This window comes from Gilvimarinus chinensis DSM 19667, from assembly GCF_000377745.1.
GTDB lineage: Bacteria > Pseudomonadota > Gammaproteobacteria > Pseudomonadales > Cellvibrionaceae > Gilvimarinus > Gilvimarinus chinensis.
Map to the genome: position 1 here is coordinate 157,710 of NZ_KB898708.1, position 13,183 is coordinate 170,892.

The 13,183-nt window shown below is 47.2% G+C and carries 11 protein-coding genes; 10 read left to right on the forward strand and 1 reads right to left on the reverse strand.

Translation table 11 applies throughout. From position 1 onward, the window contains the following. Positions 1-57: 57 nt before the first annotated feature. The 10 genes from D568_RS0110225 to D568_RS0110270 all read left to right on the forward strand — a co-directional run bounded on the left by D568_RS0110225 (position 58) and on the right by D568_RS0110270 (position 11,255). The gene (locus tag D568_RS0110225; RefSeq protein ID WP_020209509.1) at positions 58-1,413 is read left to right on the forward strand and encodes a phosphohexomutase domain-containing protein; all 1,356 of its coding nucleotides are present in this window, start codon (positions 58-60) and stop codon (positions 1,411-1,413) included. A 20-nt stretch (positions 1,414-1,433) separates the two neighbouring features. Then, a complete protein-coding gene (gene galU, locus D568_RS0110230) occupies positions 1,434-2,333 on the forward strand; it encodes a UTP--glucose-1-phosphate uridylyltransferase GalU (RefSeq protein WP_020209510.1) in 900 nt (299 codons plus the stop codon). 298 nt (positions 2,334-2,631) lie between these two features. After that, complete coding sequence (gene rpsA / locus D568_RS0110235; protein WP_026286972.1) at positions 2,632-4,311, forward strand: 30S ribosomal protein S1; 1,680 nt, start codon at positions 2,632-2,634, stop codon at positions 4,309-4,311. A gap of 195 nt (positions 4,312-4,506) precedes the next feature. After that, positions 4,507-4,806 (forward strand): integration host factor subunit beta, encoded by a 300-nt coding sequence (gene ihfB / locus D568_RS0110240; RefSeq protein ID WP_020209512.1) that lies wholly within the window; start codon positions 4,507-4,509, stop codon positions 4,804-4,806. A 21-nt stretch (positions 4,807-4,827) separates the two neighbouring features. Further along, complete coding sequence (locus D568_RS19885) at positions 4,828-5,127, forward strand: LapA family protein (protein ID WP_020209513.1); 300 nt, start codon at positions 4,828-4,830, stop codon at positions 5,125-5,127. A gap of 1 nt (position 5,128) precedes the next feature. Beyond that, the gene (gene lapB, locus D568_RS0110250) at positions 5,129-6,316 is read left to right on the forward strand and encodes a lipopolysaccharide assembly protein LapB (protein WP_020209514.1); all 1,188 of its coding nucleotides are present in this window, start codon (positions 5,129-5,131) and stop codon (positions 6,314-6,316) included. A gap of 74 nt (positions 6,317-6,390) precedes the next feature. Next, positions 6,391-7,776, forward strand: coding sequence for a UDP-glucose dehydrogenase family protein (locus tag D568_RS0110255; RefSeq protein WP_020209515.1), 1,386 nt, complete (start codon positions 6,391-6,393; stop codon positions 7,774-7,776). Between the two features lie 95 nt (positions 7,777-7,871). Beyond that, entirely contained in the window at positions 7,872-9,281 is a 1,410-nt protein-coding gene (locus D568_RS0110260; protein WP_020209516.1) for a mannose-1-phosphate guanylyltransferase/mannose-6-phosphate isomerase, read from the forward strand. Beyond that, positions 9,271-10,239, forward strand: a complete 969-nt coding sequence (locus D568_RS0110265; protein ID WP_020209517.1) for an NAD-dependent epimerase/dehydratase family protein — start codon at positions 9,271-9,273, stop codon at positions 10,237-10,239. The genes D568_RS0110260 and D568_RS0110265 overlap by 11 nt, the downstream gene beginning before the upstream one ends. Beyond that, positions 10,236-11,255 carry an MraY family glycosyltransferase gene (locus D568_RS0110270; protein ID WP_040516586.1) on the forward strand — a complete coding sequence of 340 codons (1,020 nt, stop codon included), beginning with the start codon at positions 10,236-10,238 and terminating at the stop codon, positions 11,253-11,255. The genes D568_RS0110265 and D568_RS0110270 overlap by 4 nt, the downstream gene beginning before the upstream one ends. 6 nt (positions 11,256-11,261) lie before the next feature. On the opposite strand, the gene D568_RS0110275 is transcribed toward D568_RS0110270, so the two are convergent. Then, complete coding sequence (locus D568_RS0110275; RefSeq protein ID WP_020209519.1) at positions 11,262-13,181, reverse strand: polysaccharide biosynthesis protein; 1,920 nt, start codon at positions 13,179-13,181, stop codon at positions 11,262-11,264. Between the last annotated feature and the right edge of the window lie 2 nt (positions 13,182-13,183).

Consider the following 13,183-nt stretch of genomic DNA (forward strand, 5'->3'; position numbering starts at 1 on the left):
ACTTTTACCCGAATGCGGCCGCAGTGCCGCTTAGTTGAACCGAAAATGGAAGAGAATATGGCAAGTCTGACCTGCTTCAAAGCCTACGATATTAGAGGAAAGTTAGGAGAGGAGTTAAATGAAGAAATCGCCTACAGAATTGGTCGTGCCTATGGCCAGTTCCTAAAGCCTAAAGACGTTGTTTTAGGCGGGGATGTTCGTCAAACGAGCGAAGCACTAAAGCTCGCAGTTGGAAACGGCCTGCGCGATGAGGGCGTGGATGTTATCGATATTGGCATGACCGGTACCGAGGAAGTGTACTTTGCGACCAGTCACTTAAAAGCCGGTGGAGGAATCGAAGTTACAGCAAGCCATAATCCCATTGACTATAACGGCATGAAACCCGTTCGAGAAGGTTCAAAGCCGATCAGTGGTGATACAGGTTTGCTGGATATCAAGAAGCTGGCAGAAGAGGGCGAGTTTGAGCCTGTATCTGAGGCGGACCGTGGCAGCTATACCAAAACCGACACACTGACAGAGTACGTTGCTCACTTGCTCGGGTATGTTGATGTGGCGGAGTTAAAGCCTTTAAAGATCGTCGTCAACGCAGGCAATGGCGCGGCAGGCCACGTGATCGACGCCATTGAGAAACACTTGCCATTTGAGTTTATTAAAATCCATCACGAACCCGATGGAACCTTTCCTAATGGTATTCCCAATCCACTGCTGATGGAAAACCGTCACTCAACTCGTGAAGCTGTGCTTGAGCATAAGGCTAATTTGGGCATCGCCTGGGATGGCGACTTCGATCGCTGTTTTTTCTTTGATGAAAACGGTGAGTTTATTGAGGGGTACTATCTTGTCGGCTTATTGGCAGAGGCATTTTTAACCAAAGAGCCGGGTGGCAAGGTAGTACACGATCCGCGCCTGACCTGGAACACCATAGATATCGCCGAGCGCTGCGGCGGTGAGGCGGTGCAATCTAAGACAGGGCATGCGTTTATTAAGGAGCGCATGCGAAAAGAGGATGCGATCTATGGCGGCGAAATGAGTGCGCATCACTATTTCCGCGACTTCTTTTACTGTGACAGCGGCATGATCCCCTGGTTACTGGTTACGGAGCTGATGTGTCGAAAGAATGCCACGCTGTCATCCATGATGGCTGAGTGTATTGAGCGCTTCCCTTCGCCGGGAGAAATAAATCGTGAGGTGGCCGATGCCAAGGCTGCCATTGAAAAGGTTCGTAAGCATTTCGCCTCTGAAGCCGTACAGGTTGATATCACTGACGGTGTTAGCATGATTTTTGACGACTGGCGATTTAATTTGCGTATGTCCAATACCGAGCCTGTGGTGCGCTTAAATGTTGAAAGCCGCGCTGATAAGCAATTAATGCGAGCTAAAACCGACGAGATTTTAGCGTTGCTCGACAGCTAAGTTACTGTAAGGAGATCAGGATGAAGGTTAAAAAAGCAGTTATTCCGGTGGCAGGCTTAGGTACGCGTATGCTTCCTGCGACTAAGGCCATCCCTAAAGAGATGCTGCCAGTGGTGGACAAGCCGTTAATCCAATATGTGGTGGATGAAGCCGCTGCGGCAGGTATTAAAGAAATTGTTCTGGTAACTCATGCATCAAAAAACTCCATTGAAAACCATTTCGATACCAGTTTTGAGCTCGAAGCTCAGTTAGAGGCCCGCCTTAAGCGCTCTTTGTTAGAGCAGGTGCAGTCAATCACGCCTCCAGGCTTAACAGTTATTTCTGTTCGACAAGCAGAGGCTAAGGGACTCGGTCATGCGATTATGTGCGCTAAGCCCGTGATTGGTAATGAGCCTTTCGCCGTCTTGTTGCCGGATGTACTTGTCGACGGTTATGAGTGCAACCTGAAAAAAGAAAATCTCGCTGGCATGGTTAAGCAGTTTGACGAAACCGGGGCGAGTCAGATCTTGGTGGAAGGGGTGCCGTGGGAGTGGGTGTACAAGTACGGGGTTGTTGATTGTGATGGTCAGGAGATTGGCAAGGGCAAAAGCCGTGAAATTAAAGCCATGGTAGAAAAGCCCCCAGTTGATGAAGCCCCATCCAATATGGCGATAGTGGGCCGCTATATCTTGTCTGCGACCACCTGGGACTTGCTTGAGCGCACACAGCCCGGGGCGGGTGGCGAAATTCAGTTAACTGATGCCCTTGATAAGCTGCTTGAAAAAGAAAAGGTGGAGGCTTACGAGCTGGTAGGGCGTAGCCATGATTGTGGCAGTAAAACAGGCTACATGATCGCCAATATTACCTATGGTGCCCGGCACGATGAGGTTGGCCCAGGGGTCACCGAGCATCTTAAGAAAGTCTACGGGGTAAGTTCGTAACTATCTTTACTGTCTTTTCTCCACCAGTGCGCCCCTTCCGCGGGCGCACACGTTTTATCTTGCCTTTTTTCTGCAGTTCTGCTAGCCTGCCGCACCTGCTAACACTTGGTTGTGCTCAAATTGTTCGATAACATTGAGATAACAGGGGTTAGCGGCTGAATTAAGGGTTTTGTCAGCATAGAAAGCCTTAATTCTTTTTATGAATCGACCCGTACGACTGACCGTTCGGTGCTGTGTCGAACAAATAAATGCTTATTTGTTCTGGGCAGTGTCTCTTATATAGGTATTTTTTGTGACCATGACTGAAAGTTTTGCAGAGTTATTTGAAGAGAGCTTGAAAACCGTTGAAATGGCGCCCGGTACTATTGTGACTGGCGTTGTAATCGACGTAGATAAGGACTGGGTGACCGTTCACGCAGGCCTGAAATCAGAAGGTGTTATCCCGGCCAGTCAATTCGCCGACGAAAATGGTGAAGTTAGTCTGGAAGTGGGCGATGAAGTACAAGTTGCCCTGGAAACCGTAGAAGACGGTTTCGGTGAGACACGCCTGTCTCGCGAAAAAGCCAAGCGCGCTGAAGCTTGGAAAGTACTGGAAGCCGCTCACTCTGCTGATGAAGTGGTTAAAGGTGTTATCAACGGTAAGGTTAAAGGTGGTTTTACCGTAGATGTTGCCGGTATCCGTGCATTCCTGCCTGGCTCACTGGTAGATGTACGCCCTGTGCGCGAAACGGCGCACCTGGAAGGCAAAGAACTCGAATTTAAAGTTATCAAGCTCGATCAAAAACGCAATAACGTTGTGGTTTCTCGCCGTGCCGTATTGGAGCAAGCTAACTCCGCCGAGCGCGAAGAGTTGCTGGCTACTTTGCAAGAAGGCATGGTGGTTAAAGGTATCGTTAAGAATCTGACCGATTATGGTGCTTTCGTTGACTTGGGCGGCGTTGATGGCCTGCTGCACATTACCGATATGGCTTGGAAGCGCATTAAGCACCCAAGTGAAATCGTTAATGTGGGTGATGAAATCGACGTTAAAGTGCTGAAGTTTGACCGCGAGCGCAACCGTGTATCCCTGGGTCTGAAGCAATTGGGTGAAGATCCATGGCTGCAAATTACCGGTCGTTACCCTGAAGGTGCCCGCGTTAAGGCGGTTGTAACCAACTTGACCGACTACGGCTGCTTCGCTGAGCTGGAAGAGGGTGTAGAAGGCTTGGTTCACGTATCTGAAATGGATTGGACCAACAAAAACATTCACCCCTCTAAAGTGGTTAATGTAGGTGACGAAATCGAAGTGATGATCCTCGATATCGACGAAGAGCGTCGCCGTATCTCTCTGGGTGTTAAGCAGTGTCAAGAGAATCCATGGGATGCATTTGCCCGCACTTGCGCCAAAGGCGAGAAAATCACCGGTAAGATCAAGTCAATCACCGACTTTGGTATCTTCATCGGTCTGGACGGCGGCATCGACGGTTTGGTTCACTTGTCTGACATTTCTTGGCACGAAGCCGGCGAAGAAGCCGTGCGTAAGTACAAGAAAGGTGACGAAATTGAAACCGTTGTGTTGGCTATCGATCCAGAGCGCGAGCGCATTTCTTTGGGTATCAAGCAGCTGGAAGCCGATCCGTTCTCTGAGTACGTAGCGGAAAACGACAAGGGTACCGTTGTTAAGGGTATTGTGAAGGAAGTTGAAGCGAAAGCAGCGGTAGTGACCCTGGCTGACGACGTTGAAGCTGTTCTTAAGGCTTCTGAGCTTTCTCGTGAGAAAGTTGAAGATGCACGCAATGTTCTGAAAGAAGGCGAAGAAGTTGAAGCTAAGATCATTGCTGTTGATCGCAAAAACCGCTCTATCAGCTTGTCTGTTAAGTCTAAAGACGTAGCTGAAGAGAAAGCGGCGATCAAAGAGCATTCAGCCAAGCAGTCTGAGCAAGCTCAGCCTGCCACCTTGGGTGACCTGATTAAAGCTCAAATGGAAGCAAAAGACTAAGTCTGGAGCTCCATGAAAAGGCCGGCTTAAAGCCGGCCTTTTTTTTACCTTCAATTTTGTTATAGGCTTAAGATCAAGGACTTACACTCGGCTCGTTATGTTTCTGTTAAGTATTGCGTCATTTAAGGCTACGTTATAAGCTAACTTCGGCTATAGATATGAGCCTGCACAATGATGGATAACTGAGATCAGGCTATGACAAAATCGGAACTCATCGAATATATTTCTGAAAAGCAAGACCACTTACCGGTGCGTGATGTAGAGCTTGCGGTAAAGCTTCTCTTGGATTACATGTCTGAAATGCTGGCTGATGGAGAGCGTATTGAAATCCGTGGCTTTGGCAGTTTCTCTTTACACTATCGCGCTCCTCGCACAGGGCGTAACCCAAAAACAGGTGAGTCAGTTGAGCTGGAAGGAAAGTACGTACCTCACTTTAAGCCGGGCAAAGAAATGCGGGATAGAGTGAATGAAAGTATACAGTCAACCACCTCTTAACAGATTGGCTTTGGGGTTAGTATGAAAAGGTTTGCTGGCTGGATTTATGTGTTACTGGCGATACTGGCTGTCTTCTGGGGGTACTTATTTAGCCTAGAAAATAGTTCAGCCGTTGCGGTTGTTCTACTTGGCTTCACTTTTCCCGCTTTGGGGCTAGGGGTATGGCTCCTGCTTTTTGCCCTTGTCGGGTTAATCTTGGGCATGCTCATTACCAGCATTCCTATCATGCTGCAGTCACGAAAAGTTAAACTTCTTGTTAAGCGGAATGAAAATTTAGAGCGGGAGCTTCGCCACCTCAGAAGTCAAAGCCTGCGGGATTGATATGGATGCTGTAGGTTATTTCCTGTTACTGCTATTCGCTCTGGCTATCGGCTATGGGGCGGGTTATTTCAAGTCTCGCCAGACCAATACCTCATCAAAAAATGACTATACACTGCAATACTATAAAGGCTTAAGTTATCTGTTTAATGAACAGCCTGACGGTGCTATAGATGCTTTTATCTCATCCCTTGAGGTAAATAGCGACACTTTGGAAACACACCTTGCTCTTGGAAATATGCTGCGTAAGCGGGGTGAGGTCAGCAAAGCCATAAAAATACATCAAAATCTACTTGCGCGCCCCGGGCTAACGATTAAACAGCAGCATGAGTCTCAGCTGGAGCTTGCCAGGGATTACATTCGTTCCGGGTTGCTGGATCGTGCAGAAGCGTTGTTGTTAGAACTTGTGAAATTGTCTTCGGCCTACAAACAGGCAGCGCTCATTCATTTAATTGAGATTTATCAAGATGAGAATGAGTGGGATAATGCTATTTTTATGGCTTCTAAAATCGAAGATAAATCCTGCATGTTCGGGGGAGGTCAATCCTTACGGCAATTGCAAGCTCATTTCTCTTGCGAGCAGGCGTTAGTGGATTTGGAGCAAAAGAATCACCCCAAGGCTAAAGCCCATCTATTAGATGCGTTAAGTTATGACGCTTCATCGGTTCGTGCCAGCTTGCTATTTGCTCGATTGCAAATGTCTCTGGGTAGTTACAGGGTTGCGTTGGATTATTTGCATAAAATACCTTCTCAAGACCCAGATCTTATACCAGAGGCCTTGCCGATGATTTGTGAAAGTTATGACAGGCTTGGCGAGTCAGATGCCTTATTGGGTTACTTGCAGTGGTTATTGGAAACTCATCCAAGTAATAGTTTGGTCATCGTCATTGCAGATCGACTGCTCCGTCGTAGTGACGATCACCAAGCGGCTGACTTTATCGCTGAGCAATTTAAAAGAAGGCCAAGCATTCGCACCCTGAACCGGCTTATTGAGATTTACTTACCACACTCTGAAGGGAGAGCAAGAGAGAATCTCCAATTATTAAAACAGTTGGTGGATACTGTGATTACAGAAAAGCCTAATTATTGCTGTAATAAGTGTGGCTTTGCGGGGAATAGCTTGCATTGGCTTTGTCCTGGCTGCAAAACCTGGGGGAGCATCAAACCAATTCGTGGTGTTAGTGGGGAGTAGCTGTTTCTTCGGCTTAACAAAACTGTAAACTTCTGTTGCTTAACTGGCCTTGATGATATTTGAGGGTCAGTTTTATGAAAGTCACAGTATTTGGGGTAGGGTATGTAGGGTTGGTGCAAGCTGCTGTGCTGGCAGAGGCTGGGCATCATGTGGTGTGTATTGATATTGATAGTGAAAAAATTGCCGCCCTTAAGCTTGGCCAAATACCGATTTACGAACCTGGCCTCTCGGCCTTAGTGGTGGAAAATTATGCCGCCGAACGACTGGAGTTCAGTGATGATCCTCGCTTGGGTGTGGAACATGGTGAGGTGCAATTTATCGCTGTGGGTACTCCTCCTGACGAAAGTGGAGCTGCCGATGTTCAATACGTGCTCTCGGTTGCCCAGTCGATAGGTAAGTACCTAATCAATGATGTCGTGGTTGTCAACAAATCAACGGTCCCTGTAGGCACCGCAGATGCCGTTACCGAAACTATTTCTCAGTGTCTTTCTGAACGCGCAAGTACATTAAATTTTACGGTTGTCTCAAATCCTGAATTTTTAAAAGAAGGCTCAGCTGTTGCGGATTGTATGAGGCCTGATCGCATTATCATAGGCACGAATGAAGTCTGGGCTGAGGAGTTAATGCGTGAATTGTACGCACCATTTAACCGAAATCATGAAAAAATAATGGTTATGGATGTACGAAGTGCGGAGCTGACAAAATATGCCGCTAACTGCATGCTCGCAACGAAAATCAGCTTTATGAATGAAATGGCCAATGTAGCTGAGCATGTGGGTGCTGACATCGAGTCAGTGCGACGGGGGATTGGTAGCGACCCACGAATTGGGTATCACTTTATCTACCCCGGAGTGGGGTATGGGGGTTCTTGCTTTCCCAAAGACGTAAAAGCGCTCATTAATACGGCCAGCAGTCAAGGCTTCAAACCAGAAGTTTTGCTGGCCGTAGAGGAGCGTAACGCATTACAAAAGCAGGTGTTATTCCAAAAAATCAATTCATATTACAACGGTAATTTAGCGGGTAAGACCTTTGCACTGTGGGGGCTATCCTTTAAGCCCAATACGGACGATATGCGTGAAGCACCTTCACGCACGCTTATGGAAGCTTTATGGCAGGCCGGGGCTAAAGTTCAAGCGTATGACCCTGAAGCCATGGAGGAAACTGTTCGCATCTACGGTGAACGAGACGAGTTAATCTTGTGTGAAAACAAGGAGCGAGCTTTGATAGGTTCCGATGCCTTAATTGTGATGACAGAATGGCAGGCTTTTCGCGCTCCAGACTTTGAGGTTATTGCTAAAGCCTTAAGTGAGCCTTTAATCTTTGATGGTAGAAATGTATATCAGCCTCATAGAATGGCCAAAAGAGGGTTTATTTATCACTCGATAGGGCGACCTCCGGTGGCACCCTCAGCGTCTGTAAGCTCAGCTTTAATGCCAGAGCAGCGCCTGGTTGCTAATTGAAATCTATCTGTCAAAATAGCGGGCTGTTAATAACCTAAGCCAAAGTATTGAAATCGTTTTACTGATTTCATAAATGGCATGAGATACGAGCCCGTATGATTATACCAGTGTTACTAGCTGGAGGCTCGGGAAACCGGCTTTGGCCGTTATCCCGAGAGCTGTGTCCTAAACAGTGCATAAAGCTAACAAATTCAGACTTTACTCTTATTCAGGATACCCTGCTGCGGGTAAGTCGTAGCGGCTTCACTGAAAAACCCATTATCGTCTGTAATAACGAGCACCGATTTTTAGTAGCTCAGCAAATTGAAGAGCTGGCTCTAGATGCGGATATCATACTGGAGCCTGCCGCGAGAAATACCGCACCAGCTGTTGCTCTATCAGCATTCGAAGCTCTATCTCGTAGTGCGGATGCACAAATTCTTGTCCTTCCTGCGGATCACCTTATTAACGAGCAACAGAGTTTTGCAAAAACAGTTACCTTTGCTCATCAATCAATGAACTCACGTCTGCTGGCTTTCGGTGTTGTACCTCGTTACCCAGAAACAGGGTACGGTTATATTGAGGCGCAAACCTATGGTGAATTGTCGGCTATTTCCGCTTTCCACGAAAAACCCGCATTAAAACAGGCTCAAGATTATCTACAGGCCGGTAACTATTACTGGAATAGCGGAATGTACTTGTTTCCAGCACAGCTATTTTTACAAGAGTTAAAAGCATTTGAGCCTGCTTTGTATGATGCTGTGGCCGAGTCCTACCACTCAAAGTACACTGATTTAGACTTTATTCGGGCAGGAGAAGAAGCTTTTAAGCGAGCGGAATCGGTATCAGTAGATGTGGCGGTTATGGAGCGCACCAAGGCGGGTATGGTCATGCCTTATAGTGGTGACTGGAGCGATGTCGGTAGCTGGGATTCGGTTCACCAAACACAACCCCAAGATGACAATGGTAATGTGTGCGTTGGTGATGTGTTGTTAGAAGCAACCAAAAACTCTTATATCAATTCTGCCGGTCGCTTGATCGCCACTGTGGGTGTCAACAATTTGGCTATTGTTGATACCGCTGATGCGTTACTGGTTATGGACCGAAACTCTTCACAGGATGTGAAAAAAATTGTTCAACAGCTTAAGGATTTACATCGAACCGAGCATCGCCTGCCTCAAAATAGTTACCGTGTCTGGGGAAGTGTCGAGACGGTTAATCTTGGTAAACATTACCAAATTAAGCATGTGATGATTAAACCTGGTGGTGAAATCGCTTTGCAGGTGCATAAGTATCGTTCTGAGCACTGGGTTATCGTGTCTGGTACCGCTGAGGTTAGCCTTGCTGGAGAGCTTCATACGTTCACTGAAAATGACTCTGTGCATATACGTTCAGGGGATGTGCATTCGATTAAAAATATAGGTACTAGTGTACTCGAGATTATTGAGGTGCAAACTGGAACGCGTATTGATGAAGAGGATATAGTTCGCTTCACGAATAACTATTTGCCAGGCGATGACCGATAGCGTCCATTCAAAAATTCTTATTACGGGTGCGGGTGGTTTTGCTGGATGGCATTTAGCACAAGGCTTGGATTGCTTGGGCCATGAGGTTGTTCGTGTCTCACGGCATTATAAAGCCGGTCAAAAGCGCTCACTCAATGAGCTGTGCCTTTCAAGTCAGTCCTCTGAGCAAGAGTGGAGTACCGCACTAACAGGCTGCAGTGCTGTTATTCACTGTGCGGGTACAGCTCATGTTTTAGGTCCTCAAAGCCGTGAGCTTGAAACCTTCTACGAAGGTAATGTCGCTTTTACTGAAAAGCTTGCCAGAGCGTCTGCGAATGTGGGTGTAAAGCGTTTTATTCACCTGAGTTCGATAAGTGTATATGACGATAGTACATTTGCCATATTGACCGAGCACACCGACTTAATGCCATCAACCCAATATGGTTATTCCAAGCTGCTTGCTGAAGAAACTCTGCAAAGGATTCTAAACCCGGAAAAGATTCAGTGCCTGCGGTTACGGTTGCCCTTACTGTACGGCGCTAACCCGAAGGGTAATATGTTGCGACTGTTAAAGCTGGTTGCTTCAGGAGTTCCCATGCCTCTTGCTAACATCGCAAACTCTCGCAGCATGTTGAGCGTCAATAACTTAATTGGTTTTTTGGATCATGCTTTGCGCACCAATTTCGAGGTGTCAGGCGCTTTTAATCTCACTGATGCAGAATCATTGTCGACTCCACAGATAATAAGCTCCATGGCAAAAGGGCTGATAATGTCGCCGCGCCTGTTTGCTTTTCCTCAGGGGGTTTTGCGTAAAAGTTTAGCTTTAATGGGGAAAAAGGATGCTTATGACAAGCTTTGTGGCTCTTTGCTGGTTGATTCAAGCTTAGTGCGGCAAAGGTTTGCCTGGCAGCCTGATTTAAGGGCCAGCAAAGAGATAGAGATAATGGCATCCTCATTTAAACAGAGTAACTCTAAGTGACCAGTTATTTGTATGGTTTGGTGGTGTTGGTTGGGGTGTTTTTTGGCGTCTACGGATTGGCGGGCGTTTTGCGCAGCTACGCACTCCATAAAAACATTGTCGACAGACCAACACATCGAAGCTCACACACTGCCGACACTCCGCGAGGAGGAGGGTTGTCGGTAGTAATAGTGGCAATTGTTTGTGGCTTTTTATCAGCAGGAAGTGAAGTCTTTAATTATCCTGCATTCCTACTCTTGCCACTATTATTGGTGGCAGGAATAGGGGTGGTCGATGACATAAAAGACGTTTCTGCCCGTACACGTATGTGTGTGCAAGCCCTTGCCGCGCTAATGGTGGTCTATTTCTTCACGATTCCTGCACTTATATTACCGGGGGTGAAGGTGCCCTCAGAGCTGGTTGGCTTGATCGCTTTATTTGCGGTGATATGGTCTATTAATCTTTTTAATTTTATGGATGGAATTAATGGGATTGCGAGCATTCAAGCGATACTGGTCTTTCTGTGCTTTTCAGTATTGGTGTATTGGGAGGGAGGGCAAACTGCTGTATCGGCTGAGTTCTGGCTGATATTGGCGTCAGCTTGTGCAGGGTTTTTAGTGTGGAATTTTCCCTTGGCGCGTATTTTTATGGGAGACGGCTGTAGTGGCTTTTTAGGTTTGCTCATCGCCATTGGCTTGATTGATTTGCTCTGCGCATCTCAAAGGCTTTTTGTAGCAGGGTTAATTGTTCATGGCGTCTTTGTTATCGATGCAACCAGTACGCTTCTTGTCCGCTTGTTCAATAGAGAAAAAATACAAAACGCACACCGGGATCATGCCTACCAAAAGGCCTCAAGGTGTTTCAATAGCCACACAGTTGTTACGCTAGGGGTTGGAGCAATAAATCTTTTTTGGCTGGTACCTTGGGCTGCTCTGGTCGCTTTATCAGCAGTGTCAATGTGGGTGGGATTGGTGGCGGCCTTTAGTCTTCCTCTGGCGCTGGCTTATTATTTTAAGGCTGGCGTAAAATCCGCCTAAAGGAGTTTATTTAATCACCCTTAGCCGGGCAGTGCTTGTTTTATGTAGCCACACGGCGTCTCCCAGGTCTTCGTTTGAGGAGTAACCTGTAGGCGCTAACATAAGTAGTTCCCGAACCTTGTCACACGAGTATCCATGGCACGCTTTGTCGAGTTCATCCAGAACCGCCTTAGTCTCTTTCCAGGACATGCAGTATTCTTCTGCTCTCATTATTCGGTCGTGCATGGTTCCAGAGACGTTATCGCCAATGAGCAATTCTTCGTATAATTTTTCGCCAGGCCTAAGCCCGGTGTAAGTGATTTCGATATCCCCTTCAGGCTGAGCTTCATTTTTAATACTTAGGCCGGATAGGTGAATCATTCTTTTCGCGAGGTCTACAATCCGCACGGGCTCGCCCATATCAAGTACCAAAACATCACCTCCGGTTCCCATTGATCCGGCCTGAATTACAAGCTCAGCTGCTTCCGGTATAGTCATAAAGTAGCGGATAATTTCAGGGTGGGTGACGGTAACAGGGCCGCCGACTTTAATCTGCTGTCTAAACAACGGGACGACAGAGCCTGACGAGCCCAAAACGTTACCGAAGCGAACCATCGTAAAACGGGTTTTACTTTGGCGAACGGATAACCCTTGCAGGACTAATTCGGCCATTCGTTTCGAGGCGCCCATAATATTAGTAGGGCGTACAGCTTTATCGGTTGAGACAAGAACAAAAGATTCAACGCCAGCGCGAATAGCGGCTTCGGCTGTGTACCACGTGCCATAGACATTATTGCGGACACCTTCAACAATATTATGCTCGACAAGGGGTACATGCTTGTAAGCGGCAGCGTGATAGACCGTTTGCACCGAGAAAGTTTTCATGATGGTTTCTACACGATGCTCTTTCTGAACTGAGCCGAGCAAAGGGGTGATCTCTACGTTTATTTGCGCCTTGGCGATAATCTGCTGGAGTTCTGCCTCTAGTCGGTAAAGGCTAAATTCATTTAGCTCAAACAGCACGATCCGCCGGGGCTGTTGACGTACGATCTGACGGCACAATTCACTGCCTATTGAGCCGCCAGCACCAGTAACCATAACGACTTTTCCCGTGATACAAGCGCTTAGTAGGTCGTCGTTGGCTTTTACCGGGTCACGCCCGAGAAGATCTTCAATATCGACATCACGAATATGCTCTATACGGGCTCTTCCGCTAATAAGGTCAGGTATAGCAGGGGCCGTTTGCACGGTTACCCCCAGCGGTTCTAGGCTTTTGATAATCTCTGCACGCCGAGAATGTGGTGTATTGCCCAGCGCTAATAAAACCCGTGTCGCAGTGTGCTTTCGGATAATTCCTGGCAGTTCTCTGGGGGCCTGAACACGAATATTTGCAAAAACTGACCCTTGTCGGGCTGCGTCATCATCAACAAAGGCTACTACTTTATAGTTTGTGGCTTTAAGCGCCAGCCGCAGCTGGTGGCCTGTATAGCCTGCACCGTAAACAATTACAGGCTCCTTACTGCCAAATTTCTGACCATTCAACACCATGACAATATGATGGACCAGTAACCGGGGGCCACCCAATAAAATCAGTGCTACGGTTAAATAAATAAAGGGAACCGAGCGTGGAATAAAAGAGTGGGTAAAAAAGCTGCCCACAGCGAGGATAAGTGCAGAAAAACAGGTCCCTAAAAATACGGTGTTAAGGGCTTGGGGGGTCATATAGCGTAAAATAGCCCGATACATACCCATTTTAATAAAAGCGCCCAGGGTAAATGCAATGGTAATGGCTAAGGTCCCGATCTCTCTTTCAGTAACCGGTATATTAAAGCTGCCTAGGCGCAGACAAATGGCGACATATAGAGAAAGGGTAATGGCCAGCGAATCGTAAGCCAGTGATATTAAACGCTTAGTCGTGCGGGAGGACTCGAAAAGGGTTTTCAGCATGC